Below are 20,643 nucleotides of genomic sequence, written 5' to 3' on the forward strand. Positions count from 1 at the left end.
TACTATAATAGTGCCGACTATTAGCTCTAAGCTAACAGGTTCGCTCATTTTAACACCCTTTCACATCTAGGACATAAGCTTTCTTCGTTTAGGCTTAAGTATTTCCAACATCTAGGGCATTTGCATAGATTTGATTTTATGATTTTGTATGTTTTATTATCAATTTCAAAACTTGCCAAAGCTTCGTTATTATTTAAAGCTTCAATTTTACTTAATGAATAAAAATCAGCTGCTTCTTCATAATTTAATATCACTTCATCATTAGTAGCTAGATTTAGCTCTAATGTGCTTTTGATTATTTTATCTTTTTTCAATATATCAATTTGCTCGTAGAATTTAACACGAGTTTTTAATAAATATTCATAATCGTTTTTACTAGGTGTGATTTTACTAGCAAAATCAAAATCTTCTAAATCAAAAATACTCTTAATATCGCCTAATATAAATTTGTTTGCGTGTTCACAAGCTTCATTTGTAGTATGAGTTAATACAGGTGCTAGTAAAACTAATAATTTTTTAAGTATTAAAGCCATTGCAGTAATTGACGCTGTTCTTTTGCTATCTTCTTTAGCATCACAATACAAGCTATCCTTACAAATATCAAGATAAACACCACTTAAATCAGCACTTAAAAATGTGCAAAGTGCATTCATACCTTTAGCGAAATCATATTCTAAGAATGATTTTTTGTAAAGCTCAAACACATTATTAGCTTTATTTAAAATCATTTTGTCTAAATCACTGAAATTATAATTATAAGCTTTTAAATCGCTAGTATTTGCTAATAAAAATCTTATTGTATTTCTTATTTTTCTATATTGTTCGCTAGTTTGTTTTAATATGCTTTCACCTAATTTAACATCAGTTGAATAATCACATAATGTTATATAAAGTCTAAAGATTTCTAAGCCATAATTTTTTGCAATTTGTTCTGGCGCTATTACATTGCCTAGACTTTTACTCATTTTTCTACCTTTTTCATCAACGGTAAATCCGTGAGTTAAAACTGCTTTATAAGGTGCTTGTTTGTTTAAAATAACGCTTAATAATAATGAGCTTTGAAACCACCCACGATGTTGGTCGCTTCCTTCTAAATACATATCAGCTTGAGTTGTTTTTATATCGTAATTTCCACTAGCTAAAACAGCGTTAAATGTAGAGCCACTATCAAACCAAACATCTAAAATATCAGTAACTTTTTCTAATTCATCTGCTTTATATTTTGAATTAGCTGGTAATAAATCTTTAATATCTTTTTGCCACCATACTCTTACGCCTTCTTTTTCAAATATGCTTGCAAGGTGTTCATAAAGTTCAAAATCCATAATCAAATTCCCTGATTTATCATTAAAGAATGCTAAAGGCACACCCCAAGAGCGTTGTCTTGAAATACACCAATCAGGTCTATTACTAATCATAGTTCCTATTCTATTTCTTCCTGCTTTTGGATAAAAACTCACTTCATCAAGTGATTTTTGAGCTAATTCTCTTAAAGTCATACCATTGTAAAATTCTTTATCCATAGCTATGAAAAATTGTTTAGTAGCTCTATAAATTATTGGTTTATGAGTTCTCCAGCAAAATGGATATGAGTGTATAAATTTAGAGCATTTTAAAAGACTTTCGCCCAATAATTCAATAATTACTTCATTTGCTTTAAATACATGCATTCCTAATAATTCAGGTTTATTTGGCACTAATCTTTTGATATTTTCATCATAACAACCATCATCTCCTACAGGCATTTCTACTTCTATGTTGTATCTTAAACAAGCATAATAATCATCTTCTCCGTGTCCTGGTGCGGTATGAACTAAACCACTACCACCATCCATTAAAACATGCTCTCCTGTTATGAATTGAGATAGATTATTGTTTAAAGGATTTAATGCGTTTGTATTTTCTAAAAAATCTCCTTTAAACTCAAGCACAGGTTTAATATTAAATTCTGCTAAATCTTCTAATCTTTTTTTAGCTACGATAAGACCATTTTCTCCTAAAACATATAGCTCATCTTTATTTAATGCGATTGCTTTATTTGCTGGTAAAGTCCAAGGAGTAGTAGTCCAAATAACAGCTCTTGCGTTGTTTAAAATACTATCATTTGCTCCTAAAGATTTAAGTTTTGCTTTTGCATCATCGTTTAGTTTGAATGCTACGAAAATTGAATAATCTTCTTTATCTTCATATTCAACTTCTGCTTCAGCTAAAGCACTTTTAGCAGCCCAACTCCAATAAACTGGCTTACTTCTTTGAATTAATAAACCATTTTTAGCTACTTCTAAAAGAGTTTTATAAATATTTGCTTCAAATTTAAAATCCATAGTCAAATAAGGCTTGTCAAAATCTCCAATTATTCCTAAGTCTTTAAATTCTTTCATTTGAATACCTATGAATTCTTTTGCGTGTTCGGTGCAAGCGTCGTGAATTTCTTTTATACTTGGATTTTTATCTTTTAATTTGATTTCAACTTGTTGTTCAATAGGCAAACCATGGCAATCCCAACCAGGAGTATATGAAATTGAATTATTAGCTAGAAAATATCTAGTTTTATTAATCATATCTTTTAAGATTTTATTTAAAGCATGACCTATGTGTAAATGCCCGTTAGCATAAGGAGGGCCATCGTGTAGGATAAATTTAGGTGCTTTTTTATCTCTTAATTGTGCGTATGCAAATGATGAAAATTTTTCAAAACTTTTTTTCTCGTTTTCATAAAGATTTGCTCTCATCTCAAAAGTAGTATTGGGTAATAATAATGTATCTTTATAATCCATAAATGTGCCTTTAATATTTTTTGATTGTTAAAATGCACTTATTTTGCTATACTTTTTTAAATAAAAGGATAAGAAATGAAACATTTATTAATATATTTTACAAAAGATTTGAGTTTTAATAGTAGTTTTTGTGAATTTGTAGATAGAAGTTTGGCTAAGAAGAATTTGTTTGCTAATACTATCATTAAGCTTAATGATGATGATTCTAAATTAAATACTCTTTTAGAAATAGATGTTAAAAAATATGAATTAGTAACGATAATTGCTGATGAGCATTCTTTTTCTATGATTAATAAAATCCTAGCTACATTAAAAGAATGTGAATTGAGTTTAATTGATGATGAGTTTATAGTAGAAAATCCTAAAGATTATAAGAAAAATTCAGTTTTAATAGATTTAAATGGGGTTATGATTAATATATTAAAAGCTAGTATGTTTTATCTACCTGAAATTTTGCATAACACAAAACTTAGTTATGATTTTTTAATAAGTGATTTGGATTTAGAAAGTGCTGAAATATTGCTAAATACTAGCGTAAAGCCTTATGGAGTAAGTCTTAATATTTATTCACTACTTGATAATTTATTATATGTCAAAGTAAATACTAATGAATATTCAGATGAAATAGGGCTTTTAAATTCCGTTAAATCATTATTCCCTAAAAAAGTGATTTTTGCTGATAATTTATACGAGCATATAATTAAAAAATTAAAAGAAAATAACAAAAAATTAAGCTTCGCAGAAAGCTGCACTGGTGGATTATTGGCTAGTAATTTTACTAAAATTAATGGCTCAAGTAGTGTTTATGAAGGTAGTGTTATAACATACTCAAACAAAAGCAAAAAAGCTTGGCTAAATGTAGAAGATATTCATTTAGAAAATCAAGCAGTTTATTCTCAAAATTGTGCTTTAGCAATGGCTACGGGGGTATTAAAATTAACTAAGGCAAATTACGCTATAACTTGCACGGGGGTTTTAGGAGATAGCGATGATTTAGGTGTTAAAAGCGGTGTAGCTTTTATATGTGCTATTAGTGATACAGGCTTGATTTTGCACGAGAGATTAGAATTACTTGGAGATAGGATTTATAAGCAAAATCAATGTGCTTTAGCCTGTGCTTTATTGCTTTGTAAACTTGAAAGAGAAGTGTTTTTTGAATGATTTATGTAGTTGGTTTAAAAAACGAAACAAATATAAAGAGTATTTTTGTAAATGAAATAATTTTTAATAATTTTAGCATTAATGATGATTTTGATGCTTGTATTTTTACTAGTAAAAATGCCGTTAAATCTTGTGTATTAAATAATATTAATCTAAAAAATAAAAAGATTTTTAGTATAGGTTTAGCAACTACGAAATACCTAAATAGTTTAGGCTTAGATGTATTTTATACAGGTAAATCAGCTCACGCGAGTGAATTTAAAAACGAGATATTGCCACTACTAAATAATTTAAAATGTGTTTATTTTAGGGCTTTAAATATTATAAGTGATTTAGATGAGTTTTTAGATTTAAATAATATTAGCCTAAGGTCTGTAATAGCATATAGTAACGCTAGATTAAATATGCCTTTAGATAATGATTTAAAGCCTTTTATAAAGTCAATAAATAATGAAGATATATTGATATTTTTAGCACCATCAGGAGTGCGTGATTATGAATATTTTTTCAAAACTTTTCCAAAAAATATAATAGCAATAGGAAAAAGCACTGAAAATGAATTAAAAAAATATAATGTAAAAAATATTTTTGTTTCAGACTATCCTACTTTGCAAGATTGCTTAAACCTAGCTAATACTTTAAATAAAGTTTAGGAATTTCAATTTGAAATTCCTTTTTTAATCAATCTTTAAAATACTTAAAAATGCTTCTTGTGGTAAAGATACTTTACCTATTGCTTTCATACGCTTTTTACCTTCTTTTTGCTTTTCAAGTAGCTTTCTTTTTCTAGTAATATCCCCGCCGTAGCATTTAGCAGTAACATTTTTACCCATTGATTTTACATTTTCACGAGCTATGATTTTATTACCTATACTTGCTTGAATTGCTACTTCAAATAATTGTCTAGGCACAATATCTTTCATAGCTTTTACTAAATCTCTACCTTTGCTTAAAGCCTTTTGATTTGGCACGATAATGCTTAACGCATCAACTGCTTCTCCAGCCACTTTTATATCAAGCTTTACTAAATCTCCCACTCTATAATCACAAAATTCATAATCAAAACTAGCATATCCACGAGTAAGTGATTTTAATTTATCATAAAAGTCCATAATAATCTCATTCATAGGTATATCGTATTCAAGCAATACTCTATTTTCTGTTATATAATCCATTTTTGTTTGTATTGCACGGCGATTATTTAAAAGAGTAATTAAATTCCCTAAAAACTCGCTAGGAGTTATTATAGTAGCTTTTACATAAGGCTCTTTTATGTGGTCTATTTTATTTACAGGTGGTAAGTCGCTTGGGTTTTGGATATTTAATACGCTTCCATCAGTTAAATTAACTTCATAAGTAACGCTAGGAGCGGTTGCTATTAGATCCAAATTAAACTCACGCTCTAAGCGTTCTTTTATAACTTCCATATGCAATAAACCTAAAAAGCCAACCCTAAAGCCAAAACCTAAAGCAAGTGAAGTTTCTGGCTCGTATGAGATTGAGCTATCGTTTAATTTTAATTTATCTAAAGCATCTCTTAAATCTTCAAATTTATCAGTTTCAATCGGATAAATCCCTGCAAATACAAAGGCTTTTGCTTTAGCAAAACCTTCAATTGGCTCTGTTGCTTTATCTTTTGCTAGGGTTATTGTATCTCCTACGCTAATTTGTGCTATGTCTTTTAATCCTAATACAACGATACCAACTTCTCCTGCTTTAATTGTATTTGTTGGCATTGGATTTAGTGGGTGTGGATAGCGTAAATCTAATACATTATGCTTTACGCCTTCGTGCATTAAATATATTTCATCGTTTTTATTAATCTCTCCGTCCCTTACTCTAACTAAAGCTAAAGCCCCTAAATAGCTATCAAACCAGCTATCATAAATTAGTGCTTTTAGCTTATTTTGATTACTTTTTGGTGCAGGAATTCTCTCACAAATTGCTTGTAATAATTCAGCAATTCCTATCCCAGCTTTTGCACTAACTTCTATTGCATTAGAACAATCAATTCCTATTATATGCTCAATTTCAGCCTTTACTTTTGCAGGATTTGCTGCTGGTAGGTCAATTTTATTAATTACAGGAATTATTTCTAAATCATGCTCAATTGCCATATAAACATTCGCAATTGTTTGTGCTTGAACGCCTTGTGAAGCATCAACTACTAATAATGCCCCTTCGCAACTTGCTAAACTTCTACTAACTTCATACGAAAAATCCACATGACCTGGGGTGTCAATAAGATTTAAAATATAATTTTCTTTATTATAAGTATAATTTAATCTAACTGATTGAGCTTTTATAGTAATTCCACGCTCTTTTTCTATATCCATAGTATCCATTACTTGCTTACTCATTTTGCGTTGCTCTATAGCATTGCAAGTTGTGATTAAACAATCTGCTAAAGTGCTTTTACCATGGTCTATATGTGCTATTATTGAAAAATTTCTTATATTTTGCATTAAAGTTCCATTATTTTGATGTGATTTTTAATATTAACAAAAAATAATAAATTACAGATTGTAAAAAGGGCATAAAGCCCTTTTTTAGCAAAATTTCTTGTAATTTGTAGCTAGACCTGCAAGGCTAGTTTCTTTATATCTTGTATCCATATCCTTGCCTGTTTCATACATAGTTTTAATAACCTCATCAAGCCCAACGCTAGGAGCACTCTCTCTATCCATAGCCATTTTAGCTGCACTTACAGCCTTTATCGCTCCGAATACATTACGCTCAATGCAAGGAATTTGAACAAGTCCTGCAACAGGATCGCAAGTTAGCCCTAAATGATGCTCCATTGCAATTTCAGCAGCAGAGCAACAATCAATCGGACTTGCCCCCATACTAAAGGCAAATGAAGCAGCTGCCATTGAAGAAGCTGAGCCAATTTCTGCTTGACAACCAGCTTCAGCTCCACTAATACTTGCGTTTTTCTTAAACAATGAACCTATCGCCATTGATACTAATAAAAAGTCTCTAATGTCCTTTTCGCTCATACTTTTTACATGTTCTTTTAAGTATAAAAGCACAGCAGGAACTACCGCACAAGCTCCATTGGTTGGAGCAGTTACTACACGATTACCCGCTGCGTTTTCTTCTGAAACACTCATAGCATAAAGGCTAAAATAATCTATAAAATCCAAATCACCCTTACGATTTAAATTCTTATCATCTAAAAGCATTAATTTTTTGGCTAATGCAGGAGCTCTTCTTTTAAGCTTGATTGGTCCTGGTAGGATTAGTTCATTTGAATTAGCACCTGCTTTAAAGCTATCTTGCATTGCTTCATAAATCTCTTTGCAATAATTATTTATATATTCTTCGCTATTAAAATTAAGCTCATAAAGCATTGCAATTTCGGCTATGTTTTTATTGTATTTATTACATAACCACAAAAGCTCCGTCGCACTATCAAAAGAATAATCATAATTTTTTTCTTGATTAGTTTGATTAGTTTTACTAATCTCATCTTCACTTTTAATAAAGCCACCGCCAACTGAATAATAAGTCTTAGATTTAACACAAGTATTATTTGAAAACGCTTCAATCGTTAAAGCATTTTCGTGATAGCTTTTAAATTCTTTAGAAAAAATAATATCGCTATTTTCATCAAAATCTATTTCAAATTCATTTCCTAATAAAAGCTTTCTTTCATTTAATCTTAATAATACAACTTGTTTTTGTTCTGGGCTTATTGTTTTTACATTTAAGCCACTAAGACCTAAAACCACAGCAATATCGCTTAAATGTCCTTTACCTGTAAGTGATAAAGAGCCAAATAAAGTAACTTTTATCCTAGTAATTTCTTTTAAATTTAAACCTTTTAAAAACTCATTTCCCGCAACAAAAGGTCCAACGGTGTGCGAACTTGATGGACCAATGCCGATTTTAAAAATACTTAAGTTACTCATAAGTTCATCTTATAAATTACACTTGTAATTGTGATAATTCCCATAATAGCTACGAAATAACAAGCCGCACCATTTTTATAAACTCTTAGCTCTGGGATTTTATATATAGCATATACAGGCATTAAAAATAATATTACAGCAATAATAGGACCGCCTAAATCTTCTATAAATCCTAAAATACTAGGGTTATAGTAAGCTACTATTATCATAGTTACATACATAAATATAGTTGTAAAGGCATTATTTTTACTAACAGCTTTTCCGCTTACTTTTTTAATAAGTCCATTTAAGCCTTCTCTAGCACCAAAATAGTGCCCAAAAAAGCTAGTTAAAATTGCCAAAAATGCAACAGCAGGAGCACCATAGCTTATGATATTTCCATCAAATTTATTAGCAAAATAGCTAAGGATTGGAATATTTGCATCTCTTGCAATAGCAAACTCATTTTTATCAAGACATAAAATACAAGAAAATACAAAAAACATAACAAATACTAATAAAAGCGTAGCGTTATTAAATAATATTTGCTTTCTTTTTGCGTCCGAGTTTTCTTTATACTCATTATATGTATTTAGGCTAAAAGTTGAAATCGCAGGAGAGTGATTAAAGCTAAATACTAATACAGGTAAAGTAAGCCATATTGTGCTAATAAATTCCTTTGCACTTGGAACTTCACCTAAAACTTCTAATTTCCAATGTGGAATTAAATAAAGTGAAAATAAAAATAATATTAAGCATAATGGATACACAAGCCATTCACAAACTTTAGTAACTAAAGTTTCATTAGTAAACATTACAGCCATCATAATTGTAATTAAAACAATAGCCAAGATTAAGCGATTTGGCTCGGCTAAGCCTAATTGATTTACCATAAATGAGCTTATAGTATTTGTAATACCAACCCCATAAGCAAGACAAATAGGATAAATTGCAAAAAAGTATAAAAATGTAATCACAATTCCTACTTCTTTACCAAAATATTTATTCACAGCATCAGTAATATCTCCACCTTTAGTAGAGCCTACAAAATATGATAAGAATAAATGTGATAAATATGTCATTGGGAAAATTAATACACACATTAAAACAATAGGCCAAAAGCCACCAGTTCCTGCACGAATAGGTAAGAATAAAATTCCAGCACCAACAGCAGTGCCAAACAATGAAAACATCCAACGATTGTCAAATTCGCTCCATTTTTTCATTATTACTCCTTAAAATAATTTAAAGCCGCTATTTTAATTATATTTATATAACTTATTATAAATTTAAATCAAACTTTTAAAATAAATGTTACAAAAAGTAACAAAATATTAAAATTTATAAAAAATAATATGATTTTGATATTTATTATCTTTTATTTATTATAATGACTTCGTTTTTTTAAATTTAAAGGAGATATTATGAATTTATTACATCCAAAGAGCTTAAAAGACATTATTAAAAAGCCAGATAATCAAAAAAATCCTTTTGAAAGATTAATTATTGCTTGCGAAGATAAAAGCAGCAAACATAAGTAATTAACCAAAAACGCTTGAATTTATATATAATGATTTTTTGAAATTTTTTATTAAGGAGAGCGTTTGCAAAGTTTATTAGAAGAAATACATTTATTTTTAGATTTAATAAATGGTTATTTATATACTTATTTTTTAGTTTTTGCACTAATTATTGTAGGTATAATTTATTCTATCAATACTCGTTTTGCTCAGTTTAGATTGATGGGTAATGTTTTAACATTATTAAAAGAAAAGCAAGACAACAAAGACCATGTTAGTAGTTTTGAAGCTTTAATGATTTCAACTGCTTCAAGGGTTGGTATTGGAAATATCGCTGGAATTAGCACTGCAGTTGTAGTTGGTGGTGCAGGTGCATTGTTTTGGATGTGGGTAATGGCATTTATAGGCGGTGCAAGTGCATTTGCTGAAAGCACATTAGCTCAAATATATAAAAGCAAAGATGAAAATGGTTTTCGTGGAGGACCTGCATATTTTATTGAAAAAGGCTTAGGAAATAAATTTTTTGGTAAATTATTTTCAGTTATTTTAATTATTACTTATGCTTATGGATTTAATGGGCTTCAAAGCCATACTATGACTTCAGCATTTGAGATATATTTTCCTGATAACTTTAGTAATGCAAGTATAATTATAGGGATTATTTTAAGTGTTGTTGCTTTTGCATTATTCTTTTCAAATTCAAAATCACTTGGAAAAGTAAGCTCAATTATTGTTCCTATAATGGCTTTTGTTTATATTTTATTAAGCATTATTGCTATGGCTATGCACTATGATTTAATACCATCTGTGTTTAAAATGATTTTTAATAGTGCTTTTGATTTTCAAGCTATTTTTGGTGGATTTGCAGGTAGTGTTATAGTAATAGGAATTAAGCGTGGATTATTTTCAAACGAAGCTGGTATGGGTTCTGCTCCAAACGCAGCTGCAGCAGCAAATACAAGCCATCCTGTAAAACAAGGAATTATTCAAAGTTTTTCAGTATTTATTGATTTAATTATATGTTCATGCTCTGGATTTTTAGTATTGTTCTCACAAAGTTACATTAATCAATTATCAACTGGCGAAACTAAATTAAATGCTTTACCTATGGTGCAACAATCAATGATGGAATATTATGGTACTTGGGGACTTCATTTTATAACTTTTGCAGTTATTTTATTTGCTGTAACTTCATTAATCGGTAATTTTTACTATGCAGATGCAAATGTTAAAAACCTTACAAAAAATAATTTAAATGAATTAATTTTTAAAATAAGTGCTGTTGCTATGGTATTTATTGGTTCTCAATTAGATTTAAAAGTAGCTTGGGATTTAGCAGATATTACAATGGCTGCAATGGCTTCTATAAATATCATTGCTATTTTATTATTAAGTCCTATTTTAATAAAATGCTTAAAAGATTATGATGAGCAAAAGAAAAGAGGTTTAGACCCTGTATTTAGTGCTAAAAAATTAGGTATTAAAAACGCTGAATGTTGGGATTAAGCAAGATTTGAATTAGGTTAAATCCTAATTCAAATTCTTTACCATTTATATCCAAATCCTATTCTTAAATCAAAATAATTAGGCACTTTACTTGAAACCTTGCAAATATCTTTATCGCAATTACTAGACTTTAATCCACTCGCTAAGGCTATATCAAATATATTAAAGAAATTAGCTCCCGTTGTAAGTATAGTCCCATAATCTTTTTTAATATCGTAAGCTAAGCCACCCCTTAGATTAAAATAATCATTAAATTCGTATTTAACACCACCGCCTAGCATTTGAGATTTATTGTATTTATTTGATAAAGTTGTGTTTGTAACTAAATCAGTATCAAAAGCAAAAGTAAAATCACTATATTTATATGCTAATCCAAATCTTACTTGCGGATTTAATCTCATACTGCTTGAATGGAATTTGATTTTAGGATTATTTAAATTTTTAATAACCAATCCAGTAGAAAAATCATCAATACTATATAATGCTCCTATATCTATTCCAAAAGTATTTGTTGATTTTGCATTATGCAAATCATTTTTAATATTTATATCTTTAGAATTAACCCCATTCATATCTATTTTAATACCTTTTTCTACTTGATATGCTTGAATATTCATATATTTTAAACTAGCACCTAAACTAAGCTCTCCATAAGGCATTATAAAACCATTTGCGTAACTAATCGGCACTTCTGTTATCATTAGCATTGTTGTATTTAAAGGATTTTTTACACTATCTTGCATTGCTGAATGATTTAAATATTCTTCTTCGCTTACATTGGTTACGAATAGTTGTGAATTGCTTTTAAATAATTTTAAATAAATATATTTATCATCATCTTTTACTTTTATTATTAAACTGCTTTTTTCTTTATTTAATGAAGCATAAGTATTAAGTGAAATCGTATTAAATAAGCTTACAGAAAAAGCACTTAAATCCCCTAAATTATTGTTATATTCTAAACCACTTAATATATTTAAATTAACTTCATTATCATAAACTGCATTATAAATTAATTCAATATCATTTAAGGTATTTTCATCAAGAAAGGTATCTAATTTAGTATCTCCAATATCTAACAATAAATCATCTAAATTAACATTACCATCTTTTGAATTCTTTATTACATCTAAGACATTTTTTGTATCGGTATCGCTTATTATATTTGTTAATAATTTTGTATCAACGCCATTATTATTTAATTCTTCATTTGTATTATTTGTTGAAGTTATTAGCTCGGTTTTTATTGTTGTAGATAATTCATCATTATCTTGCATTTTATTTTTTAAATCACTAATTATATTGTCTAGCTCATCTTTAGCTAAATTATCATCTAATTCATCTTTAAAAGTTTTTGCTAATAAGGCTAAATCTTCATTATCGCTATTTGTGTTTCTTAATATAAAATCATCTATAACACTACCAAAATTACCAAATTTTAAATTATTAGCTCTTGAATTGTTGTTTGGATTAAAAATATGCTTTATTTTGCTTATATTTGCTTCAATTTTTTTATTTATAGATTTATCAAGATTAGATAATTCTAAAAGATTTTTTTGATTATAATTTGCTCCAAAACTAAAATTAACCCCATTTTTAGAATAAATCAAACTAGCAGGATTATAATAAGCTGCAAAATCATTATCTTTAAGTGCAACTCCAGCATATCCCATACTCAAAGGTATATTGCCTAAACTACCAAATTCTAACGCCAAAGCACTAAAGCTAAAAGCACTAGTTAATATTATCTTTTTCATAATTTTCCTTTTTAAAATATTAAAAATTATATAGTTACTTTATTATTGTTACTTAATGTATCAAAAAAATAATTTTTAGATTATTTTATTTAATTAATTGGCTTAAAAAATATAATTTTTTATAAAATCTCTCAAAAGGAGATTGGTAAAATGACAAGCAAATTATTTGTAGAATTACTTTATAGCGTCGGCTTTATAAGTTTGTTTTTATTATTAGGAATATTTTATAAGCAAAAAATTAAATGGAATTTTGGTTTTTACTAATTTAGCTTTTAATAATGCAAATGATGATTAAAAATTAACCTTAAAATATTTTAAGTTTAAATTATTTTTAAATCAAAGCTTAAGAACAAATATTAATTTTTTAAAGCTAGATGATTATTTAAAAAATTAAGATTTTCTTTAGCTTTTTTGGAATATATTAATTTCAACTTAATTTTAGGAGTTAATATGAAAGGTAAGGTTCCGTTGTGGAAATTTATCGCACCAGTTGTTGCTGGTTTGCTTGTGTTTTTGCTTTCGTATTTATTTGCTGATTATTCTCAGCTTAGTATGAATGCTTGGATTTATGTTAGCATTTTTGCTGCTTTAGTTGTAGGGCTTATCTTAGAGCCTATGCCACCTGCTTTTTTAGGTATTATTGCTATAGCTTTAGCAGTATTATTTAAAGTTGGTCCTGCAAAATCAGGCGAAGTTGGTGCAAAAATTACTTCAGAAGCTGCGATTAATTGGGGTTTAACTGGATTTTCAAATTCTGTTGTGTGGCTTATTTTTGCTTCATTTATGATAGGAATTGGCTATCAAAATAGTGGTCTTGGTAAAAGAATTGCTTTAATTTTAGTAAATAAATTAGGCAAATCTACTTTAGGTTTAGGCTATGCAATTGCTATTGCTGATTTAATTTTAGCTCCATTTATTCCGAGTAATGCTGCAAGAAGTGGTGGAACTATTTATCCAATAGCTACAAGTATTCCTGCTATGTATGATAGCTCTCCTGATAAAGAACCAAGAAAAATAGGTGCTTACATAGCGTGGGTAAGTCTTGCTACTACTTGTATTTCAAGTTCAATATTTTTAACAGGTCAAGCACCAAACCCACTAGCTTTAGAGATATTATCAAAATCAGGCATTGCTGTAGTTGATTGGATGGGTTGGTTTTTATGCTTTTTACCTATTGGTATTATTTTGTTTTTAATCACTCCTTTATTAACTTATTATATCTATCCACCAGAAGTTAAAGGCTCTAGTAAAATTAGTGCTTGGGCTAAAGAAGAATTAGTAAAACTTGGTTCAATTAAATTAAAAGAATTATTAATGTTAAGCATTTCAATTCTTGCTCTAATTTTATGGATAGGTTCAAAAACTTTTGGAGTTAGTGCTACTACAACTGCTTTAATTGTAATTATTCTAATGATAGTTACTAATATTATTACTTGGAATGATTTTTTAGCTAATAAACCAGCGTGGAATGTTCTTACTTGGTTTGCTACTTTAGTAACAATGGCAGGTGGATTAAAAAATGTTGGATTTTTAGAATTCTTATCAAAATATACTGATAGTTTATTAAGTGGTATTAGTCCTACTTTAGCAGTATTTATATTATTACTTGTGTTTTGTTTATTAAGATATTTCTTTGCTTCTGGGACTGCATATGTTACTGCAGTTGTTGGAGTGTTTGCAATTATTGCAAGTAAAATTGCTGGTTATGATGCGTCTTTTATTATGATGTTTTTGCTAGCTCCAATGGGTATGATAAGTGTTTTAACGCCTTATGGGACAGGACATAGCCCAATTTGGTTTGCGAGTGGTTATATTAAAGGTGCAGAATTTTGGAAATTAGGTGCTATTTTTGGAGCTATTTATTTACTAATTTACACACTTATTGCGTATCCGTGGTTTAAATTCATTATTCCACATATTTTTTCGTAGGTCGTTTGTTAAACATTAGTAAAATGAGAAAAATTTAAGAAAAGGAGTTAAAGTGTCTAGTAAAATTGAAAATTTTTTAGGCAAAAGAGTTGATGGCACTAAATCACGCTTACCTGCTAAGCTTGATTTTTATCAAAGTGCTACTGGTTTAATTCTAGGGCTTTTTATGTGGGGACATATGCTTTTTGTTTCTACCGTTTTAATCAGTCCTGAATTTTTTGAAGCTACGGCTAAGTTTTTTGAGGGTTCGGCTATTTTTGATACACCAAAACCTGCTTTAGTATCTTGTATGGTGCTTATTATTTTTATTATTTTCTTTATTCACGCTGCTCTTGGTATGAGAAAATTACCAATTACTTATCGCCAATGGCAAATCGCAAGAGAGCATTCAAAACTAATAAAACACGAAGATACAACGCTTTGGGTTATTCAAGCCTGTACAGGTTTTGTTATGTTTTTCTTCGCTTCAATGCACCTTGCAATGATGTTTTTTAATCCTGAAACTATTAGATTTTTAGGTGCAGTTGAAAGAATTGTAAATCATAATATGTGGGCGTTTTATTTAATTTTATTATTCGCTGTTGAGCTTCATGGTGGTATTGGTCTTTATAGACTTTGCGTTAAATGGGGCTGGTTTGATGGAAATGATGTGCATACTGCAAGAGCTAGAAGAAAAACTCTTAAAAAATTAAAATGGGTTATTAGTATTTTCTTTATAGTTTTAGGACTTGCTAATTTAGCAGTATTTATAAAAGCTGGTATTAGCTTATAACAAACAGAAAGGCTTAAAATGAAAGTAGAATTTAGTGATGCTTTAATAGTTGGTGGTGGTTTAGCAGGACTTAGAAGTGCTGTTGAAGTTGCTAAAAGTGGTCAATCAGTTACGCTTTTAAGTATTTGTCCTGTTAAGCGTTCTCACTCAGCTGCGGTTCAAGGTGGTATGCAAGCAAGTCTTGCTAATGGCAATAAAGGCGAAGGAGATAATGAAGATTTACACTTTGCTGACACCGTAAAAGGAAGTGATTGGGGATGCGATCAAGAAGTAGCAAGAATGTTTGCTCAAACTGCACCTAAGGCTGTTCGTGAGTTAGCTAGTTGGGGTGTGCCTTGGACTAGGATTACAAAAGGTCCTAGAAATGTTGTTATAAACGCACAAAAAGTAACAATAGAAGAAAAAGAAGAAGCACACGGACTTATAAACGCAAGAGATTTTGGTGGGACTAAAAAATGGAGAACTTGCTATATTGCTGATGCTACAGGGCATTGTATGATTTTTGGGGTTGCAAACGAAGCAATCAAACATAATGTAAAAATCATAGATAGAATGGAAGCTCTTAGAATTATTCACAAAGATGGAATTTGTTTAGGTGTAGTTGCAAGAAGCTTAATTGATGGTAGTTTAACTGCATTTGTATCAAAAGGCACAATGATAGCAACAGGTGGATATGGTAGAGTTTATAAACAAACTACAAACGCTGTTATTTGTGAAGGAACAGGTGCAGCAATGGCACTTGAGACAGGATTATGCTCTTTATCAAATATGGAAGCGGTTCAATTTCACCCAACTCCAATTGTTCCAAGTGGGATACTTTTAACTGAAGGTTGCCGTGGTGATGGTGGTATTTTAAGAGATGTTGATGGATACCGCTTTATGCCTGATTATGAGCCTGAGAAAAAAGAATTAGCAAGTCGTGATGTTGTAAGTCGCCGTATGATGGAACATATTAGAAAAGGAAAAGGTGTTAAAAGTCCTTATGGAGAGCATTTATGGCTTGATATTTCAATCTTAGGTCGTGCTCATGTTGAAAAAAACTTAAGAGATGTTCAAGATATTTGTAAGACATTTAATGGAATTGACCCTGCTGATGAAGGTCCAAAAGGTTGGGCGCCGGTTCTTCCTATGCAACACTATTCAATGGGTGGAATTAGAACTAAACCAAACGGAGAAACTCCAAAGATGAAAGGTCTTTTTGCAGCAGGTGAAGCAGCTTGCTGGGATATGCACGGATTTAATAGACTTGGTGGAAATAGCTGTGCTGAAACCGTTGTTGCAGGTATGATTGTAGGAGATTATTTTTCTGAGTATTGCAAAAATAATACAATAGTAGCTGATATGCAAGTGGTTCAAAAATTCTTAAATGATGAAGCAAATTATTTAAAAGAAATAGCAAATCGTGAAGGTAAATATAATATTTTTGAAATCAAAAACGAAATGAAAGATATTATGTGGGAGCATGTTGCTATTTTTAGAACAGGCGAAGGATTAGAATACGCAGTAAAACGCCTTGAAGAATTATTAATAGAGAGCAAAAAAGTAGCTATTAAAGATAAAGAGTTAAATTGCTCAAATCCAGAGCTAGAAGAAGCTTATAGAGTTCCAAGAATGTTAAAAGTTGCTTTATGTGTTGCTCGTGGTGCGCTTCTTAGAACTGAAAGCCGTGGGGCTCATTATAGAGAAGATTATCCAAAAAGAGATGATTTAAATTGGATGAAAAGAACTATGACTTATTGGGATGAAGGCTCAACTTTACCTAGAGTTGAATATGAAGACCTTGATATTATGAAAATGGAAATGCCACCAGCATTCCGTGGTTATGGTGCAAAAGGAAATATAATTGAAAATCCTTTAAGTGAAGTTCGTCAAAAACAAGTAGATGAAATTACAGAAAAATTACAAGCAGAAGGTAAAAGTAGAGCAGAAATCCAAGACGCACTTATGCCTTATGAATTACAAGCTAGATTTAAAGCAGCTAATCAAAGAATAGGGGTTGATTATGAGTAGGAAACTAACAATAAGGGTATTTAAATATAATCCACATAGTAAAATTAGCAAGCCACATTTTGCTACTTATACATTAGATGAAACTAGTGGTATGACTATTTTTATAGTTTTAAATCAAATTAGAGAAAAATTTGATGCAAGTTTGAGTTTTGATTTCGTTTGTCGTGCAGGAATTTGTGGCTCATGTGCAATGATGATTAATGGAAAACCAAAATTAGGTTGCAAAACTCTTACTAAAGATTATCCTGATGGAGTAATTGAGCTTATGCCTTTACCTGCGTTTAAACATATTAAAGATTTAAGCGTTAATACAGGTGAATGGATGGAAGGTATGTGTAAAAGGGTAGAAAGCTGGATACATACTGACAAAGTTACTGATATTTCTAAGATTGAAGAAAGAGTTGAACCAGCAGTTGCTGAAGAAACATTTGAGCTTGATAGATGTATTGAATGTGGTATTTGTATAGCTTCTTGTGCTACTAAAGTTATGAGACCTAATTTCATAGGTGCTGCAGGACTTATGAGAGCTGCAAGATACGAGCAAGACCCACACGATAATAGAACTTTAGATGATTTTTATGAATTAGTTGGTGATGATGATGGAATTTTTGCTTGTATGAGCTTACTTGCTTGTGAAGATAATTGCCCTAAACAATTACCACTACAAACAAAAATCGCTTACCTAAGACGCAAATTAGCTACAAATAAAGGCTAAAAATATTAAGAATTTGAAATAAGATTTTATTTCAAATTCTTTTTTTACTACTCATAAAATACTTAATAATTTTGCAAATAAAACTATCAAAAAACATATTATCAAAGCTAAAATATGAGCTTGTTTTACCAAAAAATGTTCTTTATTGTTTTTAAATCTCGCTATATAAATACTAATAAAAGTTATAAAAAGCATTAAAATTACTAGAGCTATTTTGATAAAAAACATAATTTTATTTATATTTGCAAAATTAGTATATTCATTATATGCTAGATAAATTCCGCTAAGAATTAATATAACAAAGCTAAGTGCATATAAAATACCTGAACTTTTAAAATAAGCCTTTTTTAGCTCATTAGCTTGTTTTAACCCATAGCACAAAATCGCATCAACAAATACATAACCTATAAAAATAATTGCTGAAAATAAGTGTAAAAAAATCACAATAAAATCAACCATTTAAACTCCTTTTTTTAGAAAAATATTATATTATTTTGCATATATAAATCTTAATTAAGGATAAGTTATGAAAGCAGTTGTAATTGGATTAGGATTAATTGGTGGCTCATTGGCTTTAAATTTGATGAAAAACAAATTTATTAGTGGAGTTTATGGAATTGATTTAAATAAAGAACACGAAAAAGAAGCTTTAAAGCTTAATTTAGTTTATGAAATTATAACTTTTGATGAGATTAAAACTTGTGATTTGATTTTCTTATGTGTTCCTGTTGGGGCTATTATTGAAATTATTAAACAATTAAAAGATATTCCAAAAACTACTACAATTATAGAATTTGGTAGCACAAAAGAAAGTATTCAAAACGCAATAAACGATGATTTAAAAGAGCAATTCATACTAGCTCATCCAATGGCAGGAACAGAGCATAATGGTCCTAGTGCTGCTAAGATTGATTTATTTAAAAACGCTGTTTGTGTATTGTGTAATACCGAAAATACGAGCGTATTTCATCAGCATAGAACCATAGAATTATTAAGCAATATTGGAATGAGAATTACTTTTATGAATGCAAGCTCACACGATCATCATAGTGCCATCATATCTCATCTACCGCATGTAATTAGCTTTTCTTTAGCAAATTATGTGCTAGATTGCGAAGATAAGAAAAATATTTTACACCTAGCAGGTGGTTCTTTTGCTGATATGAGTAGGATTGCAAAGAGTAGCCCTGCAATGTGGGAAAGTATTTTTAAAGAAAATAAAATAAATGTTTTAAATGCTCTTGATGGCTTTATAAATGAACTAAATGAGTTTAAGCAAATGATAAATAACGATGAATATCAAAAGCTAAACGAATGGCTTAAGAATGCAAATAAATTAAAAGAGATTTTATAATTTCATTGATTTCAATTAATATATTTTTAATTGAAATCATAATTTTTCTTATTATTCCTTAAACGCTTAAACCATTGCTACATAGATATTTAAAAATTTTTTTTCTATTAAATATTATTCAATTCTTTAATTGTAACATTAACGCAATTTTTTAAAAAGGAGTATTATGAAATTAACAAACAAAATTCCAGCATTAATTGCTATCCCACTTGTAGTTTGTTTTATCATTTTATGCTTAGTGAATTATTCTAGTTCAAAAACTGATTCATTATCATTTACTGATAAAGCTAAAGAAAACGGCTTAAATGCCACTATGCTTTATGTAGATTCTTATTTTAATTCAAGAATAAATTTTATAGAGCAATTCTCACCAATTTTAGCAAATTCAATTAGTGAAGATAATCAAGATGAGAATATTTTTAAAATTCTTAAAAATTATTTAGGAATTTCAAATTTCTCGGCTTTATTTATTGGTATGGCAGATAGTGGCAAGTTTTATTATATTAGTTCTAATAATGAGCCTTATATAGTAAAAGACCAAGATGCAAGAAGTAGGGGTTGGTATAAAGATGCTATTAGTGCCAATAGAGCTTTATTAGGTAAAGAAGTTTATCCTGATGAGAGATTGAAAGAAAAAGTTATGACAATTTCAGCACCTATTATTAAAAATGGCAAAATAATTGGGGTAATTGGTGGAGATATGGCATTTAAAGATTTAAAAAATCAAATTTTAACTTTACATTTTTCTAAGACCAACACAATATTTGCTTATGATGATAAATTAGAATTTGTAATGCACCCGAATGAAGAATTTGAATTAAAACAAGATGATGTTATAAAAATGATTGAAAATAATCTAAAAGATGGCATTTCAGTTCGCTATACCTTTAAAGGTGATGAAAAAACTGCAGTATGCATTAATTCAAATACAACAGGCTGGAAATTCTGTAGCACCAATTTAACTAGCGATATAGATGATACTTTAAATTCTTTATTAAAACAAAATATAACATTATTTTTTGCTTCTTTAGTGATTATTTTATTATGCTTATTCTTCTTAATCAAATTCTCACTTCGCCCACTTGAAATCATTCAAAAAGGTCTAAGAGAAGTATTCGCACTAATAAATCACGAAAGAAAAACAGCAAGTAAGATTGATTTAAATTCTAAAGATGAGTTCGGAGATATGGCTAAAGCTATTAATGAAAACATTGAAAGAACAATCAACTCACTTACTCAAGATACAAAC

General features: G+C 29.4%; 15 protein-coding genes. 9 read left to right on the forward strand and 6 right to left on the reverse strand.

Annotation, left to right across the window (positions count from 1 at the left end; translation table 11 throughout):
* Positions 1-44: 44 nt before the first annotated feature.
* Positions 45-2,777 (reverse strand): isoleucine--tRNA ligase, encoded by a 2,733-nt coding sequence (ileS, locus tag AVBRAN12637_RS06105; RefSeq protein WP_239803656.1) that lies wholly within the window; start codon positions 2,775-2,777, stop codon positions 45-47.
* Between the two features lie 75 nt (positions 2,778-2,852).
* On the opposite strand from ileS, the gene AVBRAN12637_RS06110 reads away from it, so the two are divergent.
* Both AVBRAN12637_RS06110 and AVBRAN12637_RS06115 read left to right on the forward strand, forming a co-directional pair.
* Positions 2,853-3,938: a CinA family protein gene (locus AVBRAN12637_RS06110; RefSeq protein WP_214117704.1), complete on the forward strand. Its 1,086-nt coding sequence runs from the start codon at positions 2,853-2,855 to the stop codon at positions 3,936-3,938.
* Complete coding sequence (locus AVBRAN12637_RS06115) at positions 3,935-4,591, forward strand: uroporphyrinogen-III synthase (protein ID WP_336615510.1); 657 nt, start codon at positions 3,935-3,937, stop codon at positions 4,589-4,591. Before AVBRAN12637_RS06110 ends, AVBRAN12637_RS06115 begins: the two co-directional genes overlap by 4 nt.
* Before the next feature lie 24 nt (positions 4,592-4,615).
* Here AVBRAN12637_RS06115 and lepA read toward each other — a convergent pair whose 3' ends face one another.
* From lepA to AVBRAN12637_RS06130, 3 genes are all read right to left on the reverse strand, one after another.
* Positions 4,616-6,403 carry a translation elongation factor 4 gene (gene lepA / locus AVBRAN12637_RS06120; RefSeq protein ID WP_214117702.1) on the reverse strand — a complete coding sequence of 596 codons (1,788 nt, stop codon included), beginning with the start codon at positions 6,401-6,403 and terminating at the stop codon, positions 4,616-4,618.
* A gap of 84 nt (positions 6,404-6,487) precedes the next feature.
* On the reverse strand, positions 6,488-7,852 hold the full coding sequence (locus AVBRAN12637_RS06125) for an L-serine ammonia-lyase (protein ID WP_214117701.1): 1,365 nt from the start codon (positions 7,850-7,852) through the stop codon (positions 6,488-6,490).
* Positions 7,849-9,057 (reverse strand): aromatic amino acid transport family protein, encoded by a 1,209-nt coding sequence (locus AVBRAN12637_RS06130; RefSeq protein WP_214117700.1) that lies wholly within the window; start codon positions 9,055-9,057, stop codon positions 7,849-7,851. Before AVBRAN12637_RS06130 ends, AVBRAN12637_RS06125 begins: the two co-directional genes overlap by 4 nt.
* 399 nt (positions 9,058-9,456) lie before the next feature.
* Between AVBRAN12637_RS06130 and AVBRAN12637_RS06135 the strand changes: the two genes are divergently transcribed.
* Complete coding sequence (locus AVBRAN12637_RS06135; RefSeq protein ID WP_336615514.1) at positions 9,457-10,857, forward strand: alanine/glycine:cation symporter family protein; 1,401 nt, start codon at positions 9,457-9,459, stop codon at positions 10,855-10,857.
* Between the two features lie 38 nt (positions 10,858-10,895).
* On the opposite strand, the gene traF is transcribed toward AVBRAN12637_RS06135, so the two are convergent.
* Entirely contained in the window at positions 10,896-12,614 is a 1,719-nt protein-coding gene (gene traF, locus AVBRAN12637_RS06140) for a conjugal transfer protein TraF (RefSeq protein WP_336615511.1), read from the reverse strand.
* Between the two features lie 450 nt (positions 12,615-13,064).
* Between traF and AVBRAN12637_RS06145 the strand changes: the two genes are divergently transcribed.
* The 4 genes from AVBRAN12637_RS06145 to AVBRAN12637_RS06160 are packed head-to-tail and all read left to right on the forward strand — an operon-like array spanning position 13,065 to position 18,040.
* Positions 13,065-14,543 carry a DASS family sodium-coupled anion symporter gene (locus AVBRAN12637_RS06145; protein WP_214117697.1) on the forward strand — a complete coding sequence of 493 codons (1,479 nt, stop codon included), beginning with the start codon at positions 13,065-13,067 and terminating at the stop codon, positions 14,541-14,543.
* 52 nt (positions 14,544-14,595) lie between these two features.
* Positions 14,596-15,315: a fumarate reductase cytochrome b subunit gene (locus AVBRAN12637_RS06150; protein WP_214117696.1), complete on the forward strand. Its 720-nt coding sequence runs from the start codon at positions 14,596-14,598 to the stop codon at positions 15,313-15,315.
* An 18-nt stretch (positions 15,316-15,333) separates the two neighbouring features.
* Positions 15,334-17,325: a fumarate reductase flavoprotein subunit gene (locus AVBRAN12637_RS06155; protein WP_214120099.1), complete on the forward strand. Its 1,992-nt coding sequence runs from the start codon at positions 15,334-15,336 to the stop codon at positions 17,323-17,325.
* Positions 17,318-18,040 (forward strand): fumarate reductase iron-sulfur subunit, encoded by a 723-nt coding sequence (locus AVBRAN12637_RS06160; protein ID WP_214117694.1) that lies wholly within the window; start codon positions 17,318-17,320, stop codon positions 18,038-18,040. The genes AVBRAN12637_RS06155 and AVBRAN12637_RS06160 overlap by 8 nt, the downstream gene beginning before the upstream one ends.
* A gap of 51 nt (positions 18,041-18,091) precedes the next feature.
* Here AVBRAN12637_RS06160 and AVBRAN12637_RS06165 read toward each other — a convergent pair whose 3' ends face one another.
* Positions 18,092-18,499, reverse strand: coding sequence for a hypothetical protein (locus AVBRAN12637_RS06165; RefSeq protein ID WP_214120100.1), 408 nt, complete (start codon positions 18,497-18,499; stop codon positions 18,092-18,094).
* Between the two features lie 67 nt (positions 18,500-18,566).
* Between AVBRAN12637_RS06165 and AVBRAN12637_RS06170 the strand changes: the two genes are divergently transcribed.
* Together AVBRAN12637_RS06170 and AVBRAN12637_RS06175 are read left to right on the forward strand one after the other, a co-directional pair.
* Complete coding sequence (locus AVBRAN12637_RS06170; RefSeq protein WP_336615512.1) at positions 18,567-19,394, forward strand: prephenate dehydrogenase; 828 nt, start codon at positions 18,567-18,569, stop codon at positions 19,392-19,394.
* Positions 19,395-19,560: 166 nt separating this feature from the next.
* A partial coding sequence (locus AVBRAN12637_RS06175) for a cache domain-containing protein (protein WP_336615513.1) occupies positions 19,561-20,643 on the forward strand: 1,083 nt, incomplete at its 3' end.

Origin of the sequence: Campylobacter sp. RM12637, assembly GCF_020137645.1 — a bacterium.
Taxonomy (GTDB): domain Bacteria; phylum Campylobacterota; class Campylobacteria; order Campylobacterales; family Campylobacteraceae; genus Campylobacter_E.